Consider the following 17525-nt stretch of genomic DNA (forward strand, 5'->3'; position numbering starts at 1 on the left):
ATGGTCGATAAAAAATGCAGAGGGCATATTAATAGCGACCTTGAATTTAAGAAAAAAAAGCATGCCCGGGAGATGAAATATCAAGTCCTGTCTTTTGGTTTAATGATCGGTCTTACGATTGTTGCATTTCTGACTGTGGCCACGGACGGTGTCGGCAGCTGGTTTACGATTCCTTTCATTATTTTGCTAGCTGCAATTCAAGTCATCTTTCAGCTGTATTATTTCATGCATATGAATCAGAAAGGGCATGAGGCGCCGGCACTGTTTTTGTATTCAGGGGTGTTTGTCGCGTTTATCACTGTGCTTGCGTTTGTGACAATTATATGGTGGTAATTTGAAACAGCCGCCGGAGGTGAAGAAATGAATCAGTTGGAGATATTCGGGTTTCGCGCGATGTGGAGCCCTTATCTTTTTTGTATCCTGTTAGGCATTACGGCGCTTTATCTCTATTTTTATAGGCGAATGTCTTCAAAGCCAAATCGAATAACTGGTAAAGAGATGGTGTGCTTTCTGTCGGCGATGCTGTTTTTATATGCAGCCGAGGGAAGCCCGGTTGATCTGCTCGGACATATTATGTTCAGCGCACATATGGTGCAGATGGCCGTCCTGTATTTGGTTGTCCCGCCGCTTTTGATCGCGGGGATTCCTGCATGGCTCTGGGAAAAAATCATTTTCAGGCCTTCAATCAAACCGGTTTTTTCCTTTTTTACGACGCCTTTAATTGCTTTGCTTTTGTTTAACGGCATTTTTTCTTTATATCATGTACCGCTTATATTTGATACTGTCAAAACAGATCCGTTTTACCATACATTAATCACTTGGCTTATCTTTGTGCTTGCGTTCTTCATGTGGTGGCCGCTTGTTCATAAGGTTGAGCGTCTACGGCAGCTCAGCGGCTTGATGAAGCTGGGTTATATTATGGCGGACGGTATGCTGCTCACACCTGCTTGCGCCTTGATCATGTTCAGCGGTGCACCGTTATACGCCACCTATACAGATCCGGCTTTATGGGCTGAGGCAATGAGGCTTTGCGTGCCAGCGGATATGATGGGGCAGGTCCCATTAACAGGGCCAGAGATGTTGAATACACTGCCTTTGTTAGAGGATCAGCAGCTCGGAGCAGTCATGATGAAAATCATTCAGGAAATTGTGTACGGTACTTTTTTGGCTGTTATTTTTTTCCAATGGGTGAAGAAAGAAAGGGAAAAGGACGGGCAGGAGGAGCCGCCGTATATTCAGCAGACGATATCATAAAAGGTACAGCGAAATATGCTGTACCTTTTCGTTACATTTGAACTGTTTTTAACATGTTGGCTATGTCCTGAATCAGTGCCTTGCTTTTTGTCACAACCTGTACAGGAAACTCTTCCGTTTCTCCATATTCTACTCCATGAGGGTAGTAATGCTTTCCTAGGAGAGGGGACATTAATTGAATCACGGCGCGCCCGCTTCCGACATCGCCTTCTGCCGCAATACCTTGTATCCGCAGGTAAAACGTACCCTCAATCGTCGAAAACTTCTTGTCATAGGTGACTCTCTCGTAATCCCATTGACCCGCTCTGATAAGACCTTTGCTTTCCATTAAGTCGTCTAGCCAGCTGAGCTCAGCCTTAACCCCTTCAAGTCCGCTTTCAGTAAACTTCAACACTGACCCCTCCTTATAAAAATTACCTTTCCTGACAATCATAGTATGAAAGCGTTAAACTTTCAATGAATCTTCTTCTTTTGAAAGTATGCAAAAATTAAATTTTGACGACAATAGCACTAGACTAAAGGAGGTTAAACGGATGACAAAAATAAAAGATCTGATGACAGCCGACTTGCAATATTGCACGGTATTAGATAATGTATATGAAGCTGCAGTAAAGATGAAGGACGCAAATGTAGGAGCGATTCCGGTAGTTGATGAGGACGGGGAAACATTGGTCGGCATCGTAACCGACCGCGATCTCGTATTAAGGGGAATCGCCATCAAAAAACCGAACTCGCAAAAAATCACTGACGCGATGACTGAAAAACCTGTCAGTGTGGAGGAAGATGCTTCAGTCGATGAGGTTCTTCATTTGATGGCATCGCATCAGCTCAGAAGGATACCAGTTACAAAAAATAAAAAACTGACTGGAATTGTCACGCTTGGTGATCTTTCTTTATCTGAGCAAACGAATGAACGTGCCGGCAGCGCCTTATCGGATATTTCCGAAGGTGATAATAGAGAAGAAGGCTTTTTTCATTAACACATAAATCTTTGACATGTTAAATAGGCTGTATTGTAATGGGATGTAAGCAAAAGATTGTGAATCGCCACGGGGGTGATAGATTGAAAAATATATTGAGAGCAATGGTTATCCTTTTGATTATCTGCGGAACTTATGTTCTGTTTATTCAATATGGATCTGTTCCTGAAAAGAAATCAAATGACAGCGAGCCTCAGGTGTCGAATGAGGAAGCGCAAAGCGGCAAACGAATACATATGCCGACTTCAGGGTTATTGTCCTTCATGGGCAAGCCCGCCGATGAAGTAACGAAAAAGCTTGGGGAACCTGAACGTATTGACCCTTCGGCTTATGATTACGATTGGTGGGTATACAATCAAGGTAAGGATCAATATATCCAAATCGGGGTATTAAACAATAAAGTGGTCACATTATTCGCGGCGGGTAATGATATTAACGCCAAGCCTTTCAAAATTGGAGAATCAACTGGCGAAGTATTCAAGACCACCCAGGTGGCACCATTTGTGAATGTAGAGTATAAAGGAAATTCCTATCGTTTTGAATTTTCTGAAGAAGATATCAATACAAGACCGACTGTAAAGGTAGGAAAGATGTATGTCCAGCTGTATATGGACAAATTTGAGGGGAAGCTATCCAGCATCAGGGCGTTTGATGCGCAGACCTTTGTAAAGCAAAGACCTTATGAGGTAGTGTACCGCGGGGAATTAATTAAACCGAAAGCCGTTTCAGATGAGAAATGGAAAAAGATCCAAACAACGAGCGAAAAGCAAATCCTTGATTTGACGAATGTCATACGCGTTAAACATGGACTTACGAAGCTTGAGTGGGATCAGCCAACGGCGGAAGTGGCATTTGGGCATAGTGAGGATATGAAGGAAAATAATTATTTCTCCCATGTCTCTAAAAAATACGGCTCGCTGAAAGACCGCTTAGAAGAAGGGCATGTTGACTTTCAGCAAGCGGGAGAAAATATCGCATACAATTATGTGGACGGTCCGGCTGCTGTAGAAGGCTGGCTGAATAGCGAAGGTCATCGAAAAGCGCTTCTGAATTCAGATTATACGCATCTTGGTGTCGGCGTAGACCGGAAATATTACACCCAAAATTTTATTAAGCGATGGTAATGAAAGCCGCGGACGAATGGTTCCCGGCTTTTTCTATTTCCATACAAGCTGGTCTGAATGAATGTGCTGATAGCTTACAGATAAGGCCGTTTCCCATCCCTTCAGTCAGGCTTTTTCACCAGTGTATAGGGATATCGCTAAAAATTCATTTGGGAATGAATATAGGCGAACACAATGCCCGACAAAACGATACATTGTAGTAGGTAACGATTTTCGGAGGGGGTGAGGATTGTGGCGAATCAACATGCCAATCATTCAATCAATGACTTTAAACAATTCGTCAAAAAGCATCCCAAGCTGATAAAAGAAGTGCGCAAAGAACAAAGAAGCTGGCAGGACGTATATGAAAATTGGGTCCTCTTCGGGGAGAGCGATCCGATTTGGGATCCGTATCGGGAACCGGAAGAAGCTTCTGAAGCTGTGCCTGAAACACCGCAAAAAAATGATTTTGTCTCGAAAATGGTGACAGCGGTGAAAAAGATGGATGTCAATCAAATGAACGAACAAATCAATAAAATGAGCCAGTCGATCTCATCGTTGCAAAGCCTTCTTAATACATTTTCCGGAAGCGGACAGAAGCATTCTCAGCCAGGCTCTGGACAGCATCCTTTTTCTTTTCGAAAGGATTAAAAAAGGGGAGCTCATATGCGCAAAGAGGTTCAGGAATATATTTTAGCAAACGAAGAACGGAAACGATTCATCAGAGAACAGCCGATATGGTACCGCAGGCTTTCAAGAAAACCGGATGATCTGTCCTCCTTTCAGCTTGAAATGATGAATTTTTATGAAAAAACCATTCCCCATCGGGTGAATCAGTTTACGAACGGGATTCAAATGGCGCAAATGATGATGCAAATGTTTCAAGCGATGCGGACAAAAGATTAAAAGGCCCCGAAAAAGGGTCTTTTTTCATGCGGACATAAGGTTTTGTATACGGCTGCGGTTAAGCATTTTCCAATTGGCTGGTTTCATGGTAAACTAACAACTGGAGGTGCATGTTATGTATGCGACGATGGAATCCGTGCGGCTTCAAAGTGAAGCTCAGCAGCTTGCCGAGATGATTCTGCAGTCGGAGACGGCTGAGAACTACCGCAATTGTTACAAGCGTCTCCAGGAAGATGAAGAGGCAGGTCGGATTATTCGTTCTTTTATCAAAATAAAAGAGCAGTATGAGGATGTACAGCGTTTTGGCAAATATCATCCTGACTATAGAGAAATATCCCGGAAAATGAGGGAGATCAAACGTGAGCTGGACCTGAACGATAAGGTGGCTGACTTCAAGAGAGCTGAAAATGAGCTCCAGTCCATTCTTGATGAGGTCAGCGTTGAGATTGGGACAGCTGTTTCGGAGCATGTGAAAGTTCCGACTGGGAACCCTTATTTTGACGGTTTGTCTTCATGCGGAGGCGGTTGCGGTTCAGGCGGAAGCTGCGGATGTAAAGTGTCCTGACGAGACTGGCCGTCTCGTCTTTTACATATAAGAGAAAACAGGCAGGTGATTGTATTGGAGAATAGGCGCCAGGGCATGGTTGTGTATCTGCACTCCCTAAAGCAGAGCAAAATGCTGAGGAAGTTCGGGAATGTGCACTATGTATCAAAACGATTAAAATATGTCGTACTGTACTGTGATATGAACCAAATTGAAAAAACAATGGACAAGATTGCGTCTTACTCATTTGTGAAAAAAGTGGAGCCTTCTTATAAACCGTTTTTAAAATTGGAATTCGAGTCAAAGCTTGATAAGGCAAAAGAATACGATTATAAAATCGGCATATAGCTATAAAAAAATCCCCGCAGGCATCTGCGGGGTCCTTCTATTCCTTAATATGTTAAGGAGAAGGCAAAGGGAGAGGAGAAACCGGAGGAAGAACTTATGGGGAAACGTAAGTCTTCTCCGCGGTTGGCAACAACATCCTCTAGATGCTGTTGCTTATAGTATGGACAAGGATCATGCTGCCTATACACCTGTTTATCAAGATTAGCGTTCATTGTTTGGAAGAATGCTTTATGTTAAGATAGGATTGATTTTTTTCTATGTACATAGCGGCGTCCGGCCGAATAAAGAAACAAAATAGCTTTTAGAAAAAGTGGTGTGGAACATGAGAGTAATTTCTGGATCAAAAAAAGGCCGTTCACTAAAGGCTGTACCCGGAACATCAACAAGACCGACAACCGACAAAGTGAAGGAATCCATTTTCAATATGATCGGCCCTTATTTTGACGGGGGCAGGGGACTTGACTTATTCGCAGGGAGCGGAGGTCTTGGAATCGAAGCGCTTTCACGCGGGTTTGAGCATTGTATATTCGTTGACCGTGATTTTAAAGCGATTCAAACGGTAAAATCTAATTTAAAAACGCTGGAGCTTACAAAACATGCACAGGTATACCGCAATGATGCGGAACGTGCTTTGCACGCTGCTGCTAAAAGAGAAACCGGCTTTCACGGAATTTTTCTCGATCCGCCGTATAAGGAACAAAAGCTGAAAGCACTTTTAACGATGATTGATGAATATCAAATGCTGGAAGAAGACGGCTTTATCGTCGCTGAGCATGACAGAGAGGTCGAGCTTCCCGAAACCGTAGGAGAACTTGTGATGACAAGAAAAGAAACCTATGGGTTAACAGGTGTGGCGATTTATAAAAAGAGGGGGTAGTGAGGTGGCGAGTATAGCTGTCTGTCCCGGCAGTTTTGATCCTGTGACCTACGGGCATCTGGACATCATCAAACGCGGGGCGCATATTTTTGAACAAGTGTATGTATGTGTGCTGAATAATTCTTCAAAAAAGCCTTTGTTCAGTGTGGAAGAACGGTGTGAGCTTCTGAGAGAAGTCACAAAAGACATTCCGAACATAACAGTTGAAACATCGCAAGGCCTGTTAATTGATTATGCAAAAAGAAAAAATGCGAAAGCGATTTTAAGAGGCTTGAGAGCTGTATCTGATTTTGAATACGAGATGCAGGGGACATCAGTAAACCGGGTGCTTGATGAATCTATTGAGACGTTTTTTATGATGACAAACAATCAATATTCGTTTCTAAGTTCAAGCATCGTAAAAGAAGTGGCAAGATACAACGGCTCGGTATCAGAGTTTGTACCGCCGGAAGTAGAGCTGGCGCTTCAGCAAAAATTCAGACAAGGATGAGGGTTTTGACTCATCCTTTTTTTGTTCCGTTTGTCAGTCTGTAAGAAAAAATGATAATGTACGTAAACAGCGCGCATAGTGTGACAGCAGGTCCGATCTGCACAAGCAGATTCCAGCCGTTTATAAAGGCAGTTGGCATGTCACTGCTGTTAAGAGATTTAAATACATACTGATACGGATCATGCCATGCCGTGTAAAGAGGTTTCCATAAAAACATGACGAAGACAGCGGCATAAACGCCCTGCAGCAAACGTGCGATAAAGAATGGTTTAAATCTAATGTCGGTTTCCGATAAAATACCTGCCACCTGAGCTTGTACGGAAAAGCCGCTAAACCCGAGAATAAAGCTGACGATAATGGATTTTTGCAGAAGAGAAACATCTGTCTCGCTGACAAGCTTGCTGCCTAATGTAATTTCAAACATCCCTGATAAAAGCGGAATGTCCAATTGAGTCGGAAGCTGAAACAAAGTCAGTGCTCCTTTTGTGAAAACAGACAAAACATCAGTCAGCTGGACCACTGACAACAGCCGATTGAAGACAGAAAATAAAATAATAAAGCCGCCTACCATAAGAAGCGTTTGAACAGAAGACGTCACGGCGTCGCCTAAAATTTTACCCAAGGGCCGTTTTTCTGCAAGTCTGGCGGTATGAAGAGCGTGTAAAGCATCTTTGACTGAAGGGAAAGGTATCGTTTTCTTTCTTCTGAGATGCTGCTCTTCCTTGCGGCCATAGGAGCGCATTGTTAAACCGACAGCCAGATTCCCTAAATAGTGTGCAGAAGCTAATAAAATGCCTAGTGATGCGTTTTGAAAGAAACCGACGGCAACAGCGCCGAAAATAAAGAGCGGGTTTGAAGAATTGGTAAACGACGCGAGCCGTTCTGCTTCTACTCTTGAAATCTGATTTTCCTGCCGCAGACGGGCAGTGAGTTTTGCGCCCGCTGGGTTTCCTGATGCCATTCCCATAGCAAGAACGAATCCGCCGACACCCGGCACGCGAAAGATCGGCCGCATAAAAGGCTCAAGCAAAACACCGACAAACCGCACAATGCCAAAGCCGATTAAGAGTTCGGACAGAATAAAAAATGGCAGCAATGACGGAAACACAACCTCCCACCACATAGACAGCCCGGTTTTAGAGGCTTCGAATGAGGCCTGTGGATGTGAGATGACAGTCGCTGTTAAAAAAAGAAAAAACGAGGCAATCAAAAGTGTATTAATCTTCGACAAGTTCATTCTTACCTCCCCGATGCTAAAAATGCCCAATGACATGTATATCATGATAAAATAATGTATGATGTAAAACGGCCAAGCAGTACCTGTCCTCTTGATTCTTTGTACTAATATACGAGCATAGGGGTTCAGTTTAGACCATAGAATTCGGTATACAGGGAATTCAGGCAGGAGGTTAACGCTTTGGCCAAACCTAAAATCGGGTTAGCGTTAGGATCGGGAGGGGCCAGAGGGCTTGCTCATCTCGGTGTGCTTTCCAGTTTACATAAGCACCAAATTGAAGTGGATATGATTGCAGGAAGCAGCATGGGCGCTTTGGTGGGCAGTTTTTACGCCGCCGGACATGACGTGGCAACGATGAAAAAAGTAGCCAAAGCCTTTAAACGAAGGCTTTATGCTGATTATACGGTTCCGAAACTCGGTTTTTTAAAAGGTGACCGCGTCAGACAGCTTGTGCATGCTTATACATTCGGAAAACCGATTGAAGAGCTTCAAATCCCGCTGGGCATTGTTGCGTGTGATCTACAGACGGGAGAAAAGATTGTGTTCCGAAAAGGATCAGTGTCAGATGCAGTGAGGGCCAGCATCAGCATCCCGGGTATCTTTATTCCGCAGCGGCTGGACGGACGCCTTCTTGTAGACGGCGCGGTCGTCGATCGAATTCCGGTTTCTGTTGTGAAAGACATGGGAGCTGATATTATCATCGCTTCGGATGTTTCCAGGGTTCGAAAAACTGAAACAGCAGTGCATATTTTTGATGTGATTATGCAAAGTATGGATATACTGCAAAATGAATTAGTGCGGCATCAAACAATTGCCGCAGATATCATGATTCGCCCTTCCCTTGAAACATACAGCTCAAGCTCGTTTGCCAATATTGAAGAAATGATATCGGCAGGCGAAGAGGCGACAAACCGAATGATCAGCAAGATAAGAAAAGAAATAGAGAATTGGGAGGGCTCATAATTTGCTACGTAAAAAACATTTTAGCTGGATGCTCGTCATCCTCATACTGATCGCCGTTTTATCATTTATAAAACTTCCATACTATATTACAAAACCGGGAGAAGCGACAGAGCTTGCTTCATTGATAAAAGTGGAGGGAGGCTACCCGGAAAAAGGAAGTCTGTCCTTAATGACTGTTAAAGTGGGACCGGCTAATCCATTTACATATGTGTGGGCAAAGATGCACCCTTATTATGAAATTGTTCCTGATGAGAGCATTAAGGAGGAAGGCGAGTCAGATAAGGAGTATATGAAAAGACAGCTCCAAATGATGAAAAGCTCGCAAGAAAATGCGGTTATAGCCGCCTATCAAAAGGCAGGAAAAAAAGTCAGCTATTCCTTTAACGGCATATACGCAAGCTCAGTTGTAGAAAACATGCCGGCAAAAGGGAAAATAGAAGTCGGTGATAAAATCATCAGCGCAGACGGCAAAAACTATCAGTCTGCTGAAAAGCTGATTGATTATATCAGCAGCAAAAAAGCGGGAGATAAAGTCACGTTAAAGATCGAAAGAGAAGAAAAAGAAAAGCGTGTCACCCTTACGTTAAAACAATTTCCTGATGAGCCGGATCGGGCAGGAATCGGAGTTTCGCTTTATACAGACAGAAACGTGAAGGTAGAGCCTGATATTGATTTTGAAATCGAAAATATTGGCGGCCCGTCAGCAGGGTTAATGATGTCCCTTGAAATCTATAATCAGCTGACAAAACCAGACGAAACAAAAGGCTACGATATTGCGGGAACAGGTACCATTGATGTTGATGGAAAAGTAGGCCCGATCGGCGGCATTGATCAAAAAGTCGTCGCCGCAGACAAAGCCGGAAAAGACATTTTCTTCGCGCCAAATCAAAACGGCGCCAGCAATTCCGATTATAAGAACGCAGTAAAAACAGCAAAAGATATTGATTCAAATATGAAGATTGTGCCTGTTGATACCATGCAGGATGCGATTGATTATTTGAATAAGCTGAAAGCGAAAAGCACCTGAGAATCAGGTGCTTTTTCTATACATTTAAAAAATGTTGTTCATCTTCGTCATATCGAATCGGTGCATGTCCGTATTCCTGCAGGTCAAACTCAGTTCTCAGCGGCTCTTCTATCGGCAGGCTGTAAATCCTGCTTGCTTTTACGTCCAGATCGAGAGCTGGATGGGAGAAAGAGGACAGTTTGCTGACAAGCGGAACAGACAGTGCTTTTTTCTTTTCGGATAAATAAGCCTGTCCTTTTTTCGTCATGCCGAGAAGCCTGATATACGGCACCTTATCGTTGTCAAGCAGCTTTTGCATATCCTGTTTTTTTGTTCTGGTTAAAATGTGTGTATTCATCCGCTGGAGCCTTGTCCACGTATAGCGTTTTGTTTTCAGCAGTTCCATAAATTCCTGATAGGAGCTGGATTTTCTGATCGAACGAATAATTCTGTGCTCTAAACCTTCCTCCACCTCGTATACTTGCTGTAATTCCCGTGCCGTTACAGTTGAAAGGCTGTATTTTAAGTAAGAAAAGTAGCTTTCAGGTGTATGCCACAATCCGAAAGATTTGCGGTAAGCTGCTAATTCACGTGCAGATGCAGCAGGGAGAAAACGAAGGCAGGCTTCGAGATTCTGGCCAATCATCGCTTTTCTAATGCTTGTGGCACTTGCTATATGGTTTTCGCCTTCAGGGAGATCGGCATCATGATAGTCCGAAGAGATTCGTGCCGTAGTATAAGGTTTCATAGGATATCCCCCGGTTAGAATCGAGGTCACATACTGGTATCCCAAAATGTTATTTGGTTTTGACAAGTCAAGTGCACTTTCAGTATGCAAAATGGAGCTGAAGGCGATAGCCGCCGCTGCTGGGTAACTGGCCCCCTTTTTAAGTTCTTCTTTAATTCGGTCATTCAATATATGTTTATGCTCATCAATAAGCTGTGCTGTTTCTAAAAAAGGCTTGATATCCCCATTTTCACTCCCGAAAAACAGCGCCTCACATTCAAGTTCGTTCAGGATGGAAACACTGCCGCGTGCAAAAATGTCTGCTTTTTGCACGGCATAAAGATAAGGCAGCTCAATGACAAGATCAACTCCGCTTTGCAGCGCCATTTTTGTTCGGGCCCATTTTGATACAACAGCGGGTTCCCCGCGCTGTAAAAAATGTCCGCTCATGACCGCGACAGCCGTGTCACATCCGGTTTGCAGCTTTGCTGTTTGGGCATGATAAAGGTGACCGTTATGAAAGGGATTATATTCAACCACCAATCCGACAGCTTTCATATTTTTTCCGCCTTTCTTGCTATGTTTAAAAACGTATGGTACATTTGCAAATGAAAACTCTTACGCCTTATTTTTGTTTTAAGTGTATGCATAGCATATTCCGCTGTCAACGATACTTCAATGGCAGCATTATGCTGTAAAGAAAAAATATTGACAAAAACAATCTTAAAAGCTATAATCATGTTTGTTGCTTTCCTGAGGTGATACAAATGAAATGGACGATTTATCAGCTGCATCAAATGCCAAAACAAAGTTTTGAGTTTGATGAAACAGTTGAGTTAAATGAGCTGACAAAGCTGAATTCTGACATTCGCCGCATTTCTCCCGTCCGGGTGAAGGGCAGAGCGGATATCAAATCCAAACAGGTTTCGTTTGATTTTACAATTTCAGGCGAAATGATTTTGCCATGCTCAAGAACACTCGTTGATGTCCCGTATCCATTTGAAATTTCAACAAAAGAACTGTTTATATTTCATCACACGGATGATATAGAAGATGATGACGTTCACATTGTTGAGGACGATACTATCGACTTAACTCCGATCGTGAAAGAAGAAATTCTTTTAGAAATCCCTATGCAAATCTTTTGTGAATCTGAACAAGAAAAAGGAGCTGCTCCTCAAGAAGGAAAGGATTGGCAAGTCATTTCGGAAGAAGACAAGAAGAATCAAGTTGATCCGAGACTTGCAGCCCTCGAAAAGCTCTTAAAACAAGATGATGAATCTTAACTCTTTAAGGAGGTGGGAATAATGGCTGTACCTTTTAGAAGAACTTCTAAAATGAAGAAAAGATTGCGCCGTACACATTTCAAACTTAATGTACCTGGTATGACAGAATGTCCGTCATGCGGAGAGATGAAGTTGTCTCACCGTGTATGCAAAGCATGCGGATCATACAACGGCAAAGACATAAATGTAAAAAGTAACTAATAAGAAAAGCGCGGGGTGAAAGCCCTGCGCTTTTTCTTTTTCTCTTCCTGTCAGCTTGCGGAAAATTTGTGAGTGCAAATAGTCTATCTAATCTATTACCGGCATATGTATGAGATAAATAAGCTGACATGGAGGGAGATTGAATTTGACCATTACAAGACAAGATGCTTGGACTCAGGATGAGGATTTGCTGCTGGCAGAAGTGGTGCTTCGTCATATTCGAGAGGGAGGAACACAGCTTTCAGCCTTTGAGGAGGTTGGAAGGGCGCTGACCAGAACCGCGGCAGCCTGTGGTTTCAGGTGGAACTCGTATGTGAGAAAACAATACCAGTCAGGTATAGAGCTTGCAAAAAAGCAAAGGAAAGAACTGAGAAAGCAAATCGGCGTTCATTCGGTCAATATGCCGAATTCCATGAAGCAGACTGCCTCGGCATCGTCGGAAGGAAAACGAGATTTGTCCATTCAGGATGTCATCCAATTTCTCGAACAATTCAAAGAAGCGCCGTCTGCACAAGAATTTCAGCTTGAAAGGGAAAAATTGAAGGAGCAAATCCAATCGCTGCAAAAAGAGCTTGAGGATTTGCGGAGTGAAAATCAGACATTGCGGAATCAGCTAGAGATGACAGAAGAGGATTACAAGGCACTGATCGATATCATGGATCGGGCCAGAAAAATGGTTGTTTCGAAGGAAGACGGAAGAATGAAAAAAGCGGCTCAAGAAACGTAAAGAAACGCCTGAAATGAACCGGCCCTATAGTAAGAATAGGCCGGTTGTTTTGATTTCTATGCAGACTCTCCTGGTGTCATTTCGTGATCCATATCAGGATGCCAGATGAGCGGGTTTTCCCCTTTGTCCCTCGCCATATCATACTTAACAGTTTTAAAGTTCATTTTGTTCCAAAATTCCGCTGATTTCATTCTCGGATTTGTCCGGATCGGCATTTTGAATGATTTTGCAAATTCAACCAAGGCTCTCCCGTATCCCCTGTTCTGGTAGCCCGGAAGAACCTCAAGCTTCCACAGCTCCAAATAATCCTGGCGGTTGTCAAAATAGGGATTCGATTTGCCGTTAACTTGATACAGACTCATTCGTGCTACAAGTTTATCGCCAAAATAAATCCCGTAAAAAGGCGAGGTGCTGTCATTTTCAATAATATTATCCTGAAGTTCTTCAAGCATTGAAAGCTCCTGAATGCCGTATTCTTTGAATTTCTTGAATTCTTCCAGCGTTTTATAGTTGATAAGCAGACGTTCTACCTTTGTCAAACAAATCTCCCCCTTTGTTGTTTCTACATATATTGTAAACGCTTTATTTAAAAAATCCAAATATTTAAACTTTAATTTTAAGCACATGGGATCTTTGAGAAGTAATTTCTTCTTACTTCTGCTATGATAATACGTAAATGCTAAATTGGGTGTGACATCATGAAAATTGGAATTATCGGCGGAGGCTCCGTCGGTCTTTTATGCGCCTATTATTTGTCACTTTATCACGACGTGACTGTTGTGACGAGGCGGCAAGAACAGGCTGCGGCCATTCAGTCTGAAGGAATCCGGCTTTATAAAGGCGGGGAGGAATTCAGGGCTGATTGCAGTGCGGACACGAGTATCAATTCGGACTTTGACCTGCTTGTCGTGACAGTGAAGCAGCATCAGCTTCAATCTGTTTTTTCGTCGCTTGAACGGATCGGGAAAACGCATATATTATTTTTGCAAAACGGCATGGGGCATATCCACGACCTAAAAGACTGGCACGTTGGCCATTCCATTTATGTTGGAATCGTTGAGCACGGAGCTGTAAGAAAATCGGATACAGCTGTTGATCATACAGGCTTAGGTGCGATAAAATGGAGCGCGTTCGACGATGCTGAACCAGACCGGCTGAACATCTTGTTTCAGCATAACCATTCGGATTTTCCGATTTATTATGAGACGGATTGGTACCGTCTGCTGACGGGCAAGCTGATTGTAAATGCGTGTATTAATCCTTTAACTGCTTTATTGCAGGTGAAAAATGGAGAACTGCTGACAACGCCAGCTTATCTGGCTTTTATGAAGCTGGTATTTCAGGAGGCATGCCGCATTTTAAAACTTGAAAATGAAGAAAAGGCTTGGGAGCGGGTTCAGGCCGTTTGTGGGCAAACGAAAGAGAATCGTTCATCAATGCTGGTTGACGTCATTAGAGGCCGGCAGACGGAAGCTGACGCCATTATCGGGTACTTATTGAAGGAAGCAAGTCTTCAAGGTCTTGATGCAGTCCACCTAGAGTTTTTATATGGCAGCATCAAAGCATTGGAGCGAAATGCAAACAAAGTCTTTTGAGCTTTTTCGGTAACATGCTATACTCATTTCGGATCACTAACTATTTATTGGAGAAAGGAAGTTCTAGAAGATGCAGCTAACTGAACTTTCCATCAAAAATCAGAATGTGTTTGTACAGCACTATATAGATGGCAAAGAAGAAATGTCTTCTTTTTTTGATTACAGTATTCATCATAAGGACATGTGGCGCGAAAGACTGGAAGACTTATCTTCCCGGTTTTTCGCAAGAGAGGAATTGGCGGCGTACTTAACCTCTTACCATAATAAATTCGGTTCAAGTGCGATGCAGTCTGCTATTGAGAAGCTGAAGGACCCGTCAAGTGCCGCTGTAGTCGGCGGACAGCAGGCAGGACTTTTAACAGGACCGCTTTACACCATACATAAAATCATTTCAATCATTGTTTTAGCAAAGCAACAAGAAAAGGAACTGCAAGTGCCTGTCATACCAATCTTCTGGGTGGCTGGAGAAGACCACGATTTGGATGAGATTAATTTTGTTCACACATCTGAAGAGAATGGGCCTGTGAAAAAAAAGCTGCCTCAGTCTTATTGGAAGAAATCATCAGCAGCGAGTACATCGCTTGATCAGGAAAAGTGTGCCGCGTGGATAGATGATGTTTTTGCCGCTTTTGAAGAAACAGACCATACGAATACACTTCTCGACAATGTGAAACGATGTTTAAGGGAATCTGTTACGTTTACTGACTTCTTTGAACTGCTGATCGCGGATTTGTTCCAAGAAGAGGGCTTAGTTTTATTAAATTCTGGGGATCCGGGGATTAAAAAGCTGGAAACGGCCATGTTCCAAAAGATTCTTCGAGAAAATGATGAACTCGCCCGGGCTGTATCAGATCAGCAGGCCTTCATGCGTCAAGCAGGCTACAAACCGATTATCGAGTCCGGAAAAGAGCAGGCGAATCTGTTTTATGAATACGAAGATGAGCGTTTTTTAATTGAAAAAGATAACGGCCGATTTGTCATCAAAGAGCTTGATCTAGGATGGACGATGGATGAACTTCATACACATATGGAAGAACATCCAGAGCGTTTCAGCAACAATGTTGTAACGAGACCGTTAATGCAGGAATTTCTCATTCCGACTTTAGCATTTATTGCAGGGCCTGGAGAAATCAACTATTGGGGCGAGCTCAAACAGGCTTTTGCGGTGATGGGCTTCAAAATGCCTCCTGTCATGCCAAGGCTGAACATTACGATACTTGAGCGGCATATTGAGAAAAAACTGGCTGAACGGAATATCTCGTTACAAGACGCGATTGAGCGCGGAACGGAGAATCAAAGAGAGACATACTTCGAGCGCCAGATTCCGGAAGAGTTTACGGCGGTGATGGATCAGGCGAAAAGCCAAATTGAAGCGATTCACAAAACGGTCCGGCAGGAGGCGTTAAAGGTTGATCAAAGCATGGAACCTTTACTCCTGAAAAATGCCGCTTTTATTCAGGATCAGCTTCAATTCTTAGAGCGCACGGTGACGAAGCGAATTGAAGAAAAAGAAGGCTACGTCTTGAAGGATTATGAAAGAATTCAAAATAGCATTAAGCCGCTGCTTGCGCCGCAGGAACGGATTTGGAATATCATGTATTATTTGAACAGGTACGGTCCAAAATTCTTCACGACATTCAAGAATCTGCCATTTTCTTTTCAAAATCAACATCAAGTTGTCAAACTTTGAAATAAAGTTTTAAAGAACCCTGACTAGTTCAGGGTTTTTTTTTATGGGTAAACAGTGTAAAATGAAGTTGTGGAGCGAAGTGGTGAATAGTGGTGAGTTAAGGAGAGAAAGTGGGGCAAGAGATCATGTTTATGGGTGAATATCAGCATACCATCGATGCGAAAGGCCGCATGATCGTACCCGCTAAATTCAGAGAAGGCCTAGGTGAGCAATTTGTGCTGACTAGAGGACTTGACCAATGTCTCTTCGGCTACCCTATGCACGAATGGAAACAAATTGAAGAAAAACTAAAAGCTCTTCCTCTCACAAAGAAAGATGCCCGCGCGTTTACCCGTTTCTTCTTTTCAGGGGCGACTGAATGCGAACTGGACAAGCAAGGCAGGGTAAATATCGCATCATCTCTATTGAATTACGCCAAACTGGAAAAAGAATGTGTTGTTATCGGGGTTTCTAATCGAATTGAATTGTGGAGTAAAGTAATTTGGGAACAATACACAGAAGAGCAAGAAGATTCATTTGCTGAAATTGCTGAAAACATGATTGGGTTTGATATATAATGATTCTTCGTGTATAACACTCTAAAAACAATTTCAATTCATCCTGATAAAAGGTGGGACCAACACAATATGTTTCAACACAAGACAGTACTTCTTCGTGAAACCGTAGACGGACTTAATATTAAACCAGACGGTACATATGTAGACTGCACACTCGGCGGAGCTGGGCATAGTACATACTTATTGCAGCAGTTATCCGAGAAGGGGCGTTTAATCGCTTTTGACCAAGATGATACGGCATTACAGCATGCTAAAGAAGTGTTGTCCGATTATAAAGGACAGCTCATTCTGATTAAAAGCAATTTCAGGTATTTAAAAGAATGTTTGAATGAACAAGGCATTACAGAAGTAGACGGCATTTTATTTGATTTAGGGGTGTCCTCTCCGCAGCTGGATACACCGGAGCGCGGATTCAGTTACCATCATGACGCACCGTTGGACATGAGGATGGACCAGTCGGCTACGCTTTCGGCGAAAGAAGTCGTTAATGAGTGGCGCTATGAGGATCTCGTCCGTATTTTCTTTAAATACGGAGAAGAGAAGTTCAGTAAACAGATCGCCAGAAAAATTGAGGAGGCAAGAATGAAGTCTCCTATTCAAACTACGGGCCAACTGGTCGATCTAATAAAAGACGCGATTCCCGCTCCAGCGAGAAGGAGCGGCGGACATCCCGCTAAACGCGTGTTTCAGGCAATCAGAATTGCCGTAAACGATGAACTTAGGGTGTTTGAAGAAGCTTTGGAGCAGGCAATTGAGGTTCTGAAGCCAGGGGGCAGGGTATCGGTCATTACCTTCCACTCGCTAGAAGACAGAATTTGCAAAACCACTTTTAAAGAAAAGTCGTCGCTTCCGGAACTTCCTCCGGGGCTTCCTGTTATACCGGAAGAGTTTGAACCGGAGCTGAAGCTCATCACACGAAAACCGATTACGGCATCTCAAGAAGAGCTTGAAGAGAACAACCGGGCTCGTTCTGCCAAGCTTCGGATTGCTGAAAAAAGAAAATAACGAAACGCGAACGCAAAATTAAAAGGAGG

The 17525-nt window shown here is 43.1% G+C and carries 24 protein-coding genes; 19 read left to right on the forward strand and 5 right to left on the reverse strand.

Annotated elements, in window-relative coordinates; translation table 11 throughout:
• Positions 1 to 333 carry a cytochrome c oxidase subunit IVB gene (gene ctaF, locus NST79_RS08230; RefSeq protein WP_212059704.1) on the forward strand — a complete coding sequence of 111 codons (333 nt, stop codon included), beginning with the start codon at positions 1 to 3 and terminating at the stop codon, positions 331 to 333.
• A gap of 27 nt (positions 334 to 360) precedes the next feature.
• Positions 361 to 1254 carry a cytochrome c oxidase assembly factor CtaG gene (ctaG, locus tag NST79_RS08235; RefSeq protein ID WP_003244967.1) on the forward strand — a complete coding sequence of 298 codons (894 nt, stop codon included), beginning with the start codon at positions 361 to 363 and terminating at the stop codon, positions 1252 to 1254.
• A 31-nt stretch (positions 1255 to 1285) separates the two neighbouring features.
• Here the strand turns inward: ctaG and NST79_RS08240 are convergent, their stop codons facing one another.
• The gene (locus NST79_RS08240; RefSeq protein WP_003232238.1) at positions 1286 to 1648 is read right to left on the reverse strand and encodes a YugN family protein; all 363 of its coding nucleotides are present in this window, start codon (positions 1646 to 1648) and stop codon (positions 1286 to 1288) included.
• 139 nt (positions 1649 to 1787) lie between these two features.
• Between NST79_RS08240 and NST79_RS08245 the strand changes: the two genes are divergently transcribed.
• The 8 genes from NST79_RS08245 (at position 1788) to coaD (ending at position 6502) form a co-directional block, all read left to right on the forward strand.
• Complete coding sequence (locus NST79_RS08245; protein ID WP_003221362.1) at positions 1788 to 2234, forward strand: CBS domain-containing protein; 447 nt, start codon at positions 1788 to 1790, stop codon at positions 2232 to 2234.
• Positions 2235 to 2317: 83 nt separating this feature from the next.
• Positions 2318 to 3358 (forward strand): CAP domain-containing protein, encoded by a 1041-nt coding sequence (locus NST79_RS08250; protein ID WP_212059697.1) that lies wholly within the window; start codon positions 2318 to 2320, stop codon positions 3356 to 3358.
• Positions 3359 to 3589: 231 nt separating this feature from the next.
• Positions 3590 to 3988 carry a YlbD family protein gene (locus NST79_RS08255; RefSeq protein ID WP_003232233.1) on the forward strand — a complete coding sequence of 133 codons (399 nt, stop codon included), beginning with the start codon at positions 3590 to 3592 and terminating at the stop codon, positions 3986 to 3988.
• A 15-nt stretch (positions 3989 to 4003) separates the two neighbouring features.
• A complete protein-coding gene (locus NST79_RS08260) occupies positions 4004 to 4243 on the forward strand; it encodes a YlbE-like family protein (RefSeq protein ID WP_003232231.1) in 240 nt (79 codons plus the stop codon).
• Positions 4244 to 4358: 115 nt separating this feature from the next.
• Positions 4359 to 4808 carry a regulatory iron-sulfur-containing complex subunit RicF gene (ricF, locus tag NST79_RS08265; RefSeq protein ID WP_003221370.1) on the forward strand — a complete coding sequence of 150 codons (450 nt, stop codon included), beginning with the start codon at positions 4359 to 4361 and terminating at the stop codon, positions 4806 to 4808.
• Positions 4809 to 4862: 54 nt separating this feature from the next.
• The gene (locus NST79_RS08270) at positions 4863 to 5135 is read left to right on the forward strand and encodes a YlbG family protein (protein ID WP_015715839.1); all 273 of its coding nucleotides are present in this window, start codon (positions 4863 to 4865) and stop codon (positions 5133 to 5135) included.
• Positions 5136 to 5457: 322 nt separating this feature from the next.
• Complete coding sequence (gene rsmD, locus NST79_RS08275) at positions 5458 to 6012, forward strand: 16S rRNA (guanine(966)-N(2))-methyltransferase RsmD (RefSeq protein WP_212059695.1); 555 nt, start codon at positions 5458 to 5460, stop codon at positions 6010 to 6012.
• A 4-nt stretch (positions 6013 to 6016) separates the two neighbouring features.
• On the forward strand, positions 6017 to 6502 hold the full coding sequence (coaD, locus tag NST79_RS08280) for a pantetheine-phosphate adenylyltransferase (protein ID WP_003245283.1): 486 nt from the start codon (positions 6017 to 6019) through the stop codon (positions 6500 to 6502).
• 10 nt (positions 6503 to 6512) lie between these two features.
• On the opposite strand, the gene spoVV is transcribed toward coaD, so the two are convergent.
• Positions 6513 to 7739 (reverse strand): sporulation integral membrane protein YlbJ, encoded by a 1227-nt coding sequence (gene spoVV, locus NST79_RS08285; RefSeq protein WP_212059693.1) that lies wholly within the window; start codon positions 7737 to 7739, stop codon positions 6513 to 6515.
• A gap of 180 nt (positions 7740 to 7919) precedes the next feature.
• Here spoVV and NST79_RS08290 point away from each other — a divergent pair, with 180 nt between their 5' ends.
• A complete protein-coding gene (locus NST79_RS08290) occupies positions 7920 to 8702 on the forward strand; it encodes a patatin family protein (protein ID WP_003232221.1) in 783 nt (260 codons plus the stop codon).
• A gap of 1 nt (position 8703) precedes the next feature.
• On the forward strand, positions 8704 to 9729 hold the full coding sequence (gene ddcP / locus NST79_RS08295; RefSeq protein WP_003245451.1) for a protease DdcP: 1026 nt from the start codon (positions 8704 to 8706) through the stop codon (positions 9727 to 9729).
• Between the two features lie 16 nt (positions 9730 to 9745).
• Here ddcP and NST79_RS08300 read toward each other — a convergent pair whose 3' ends face one another.
• Both NST79_RS08300 and NST79_RS08305 read right to left on the reverse strand, forming a co-directional pair.
• Positions 9746 to 10993, reverse strand: a complete 1248-nt coding sequence (locus NST79_RS08300; protein WP_029317764.1) for a nucleotidyltransferase — start codon at positions 10991 to 10993, stop codon at positions 9746 to 9748.
• Positions 10990 to 11175 carry a hypothetical protein gene (locus NST79_RS08305; protein ID WP_003232215.1) on the reverse strand — a complete coding sequence of 62 codons (186 nt, stop codon included), beginning with the start codon at positions 11173 to 11175 and terminating at the stop codon, positions 10990 to 10992. The genes NST79_RS08300 and NST79_RS08305 overlap by 4 nt, the downstream gene beginning before the upstream one ends.
• A 27-nt stretch (positions 11176 to 11202) precedes the next feature.
• On the opposite strand from NST79_RS08305, the gene NST79_RS08310 reads away from it, so the two are divergent.
• The 3 genes from NST79_RS08310 to gerR all read left to right on the forward strand — a co-directional run bounded on the left by NST79_RS08310 (position 11203) and on the right by gerR (position 12649).
• Complete coding sequence (locus tag NST79_RS08310) at positions 11203 to 11721, forward strand: DUF177 domain-containing protein (protein ID WP_014479718.1); 519 nt, start codon at positions 11203 to 11205, stop codon at positions 11719 to 11721.
• A gap of 21 nt (positions 11722 to 11742) precedes the next feature.
• Positions 11743 to 11922 carry a 50S ribosomal protein L32 gene (rpmF, locus tag NST79_RS08315; protein WP_003154457.1) on the forward strand — a complete coding sequence of 60 codons (180 nt, stop codon included), beginning with the start codon at positions 11743 to 11745 and terminating at the stop codon, positions 11920 to 11922.
• Between the two features lie 145 nt (positions 11923 to 12067).
• A complete protein-coding gene (gerR, locus tag NST79_RS08320) occupies positions 12068 to 12649 on the forward strand; it encodes a sporulation specific transcriptional regulator GerR (protein WP_015383592.1) in 582 nt (193 codons plus the stop codon).
• Between the two features lie 56 nt (positions 12650 to 12705).
• Here the strand turns inward: gerR and NST79_RS08325 are convergent, their stop codons facing one another.
• Positions 12706 to 13188: an N-acetyltransferase gene (locus NST79_RS08325; RefSeq protein ID WP_014476736.1), complete on the reverse strand. Its 483-nt coding sequence runs from the start codon at positions 13186 to 13188 to the stop codon at positions 12706 to 12708.
• A gap of 159 nt (positions 13189 to 13347) precedes the next feature.
• On the opposite strand from NST79_RS08325, the gene NST79_RS08330 reads away from it, so the two are divergent.
• From NST79_RS08330 to rsmH, 4 genes are all read left to right on the forward strand, one after another.
• A complete protein-coding gene (locus tag NST79_RS08330; protein ID WP_029317765.1) occupies positions 13348 to 14244 on the forward strand; it encodes a 2-dehydropantoate 2-reductase in 897 nt (298 codons plus the stop codon).
• 70 nt (positions 14245 to 14314) lie between these two features.
• Positions 14315 to 15934 carry a bacillithiol biosynthesis cysteine-adding enzyme BshC gene (bshC, locus tag NST79_RS08335; protein ID WP_017694820.1) on the forward strand — a complete coding sequence of 540 codons (1620 nt, stop codon included), beginning with the start codon at positions 14315 to 14317 and terminating at the stop codon, positions 15932 to 15934.
• A gap of 125 nt (positions 15935 to 16059) precedes the next feature.
• On the forward strand, positions 16060 to 16491 hold the full coding sequence (gene mraZ / locus NST79_RS08340; RefSeq protein ID WP_003221402.1) for a division/cell wall cluster transcriptional repressor MraZ: 432 nt from the start codon (positions 16060 to 16062) through the stop codon (positions 16489 to 16491).
• A gap of 69 nt (positions 16492 to 16560) precedes the next feature.
• Positions 16561 to 17496, forward strand: a complete 936-nt coding sequence (gene rsmH, locus NST79_RS08345; RefSeq protein ID WP_014479723.1) for a 16S rRNA (cytosine(1402)-N(4))-methyltransferase RsmH — start codon at positions 16561 to 16563, stop codon at positions 17494 to 17496.
• The last annotated feature ends 29 nt before the right edge of the window (positions 17497 to 17525 follow it).

The sequence above is a fragment of the Bacillus sp. PS196 genome (genome assembly GCF_037963555.1).
Classification (GTDB): Bacteria; Bacillota; Bacilli; order Bacillales; family Bacillaceae; genus Bacillus; species Bacillus subtilis.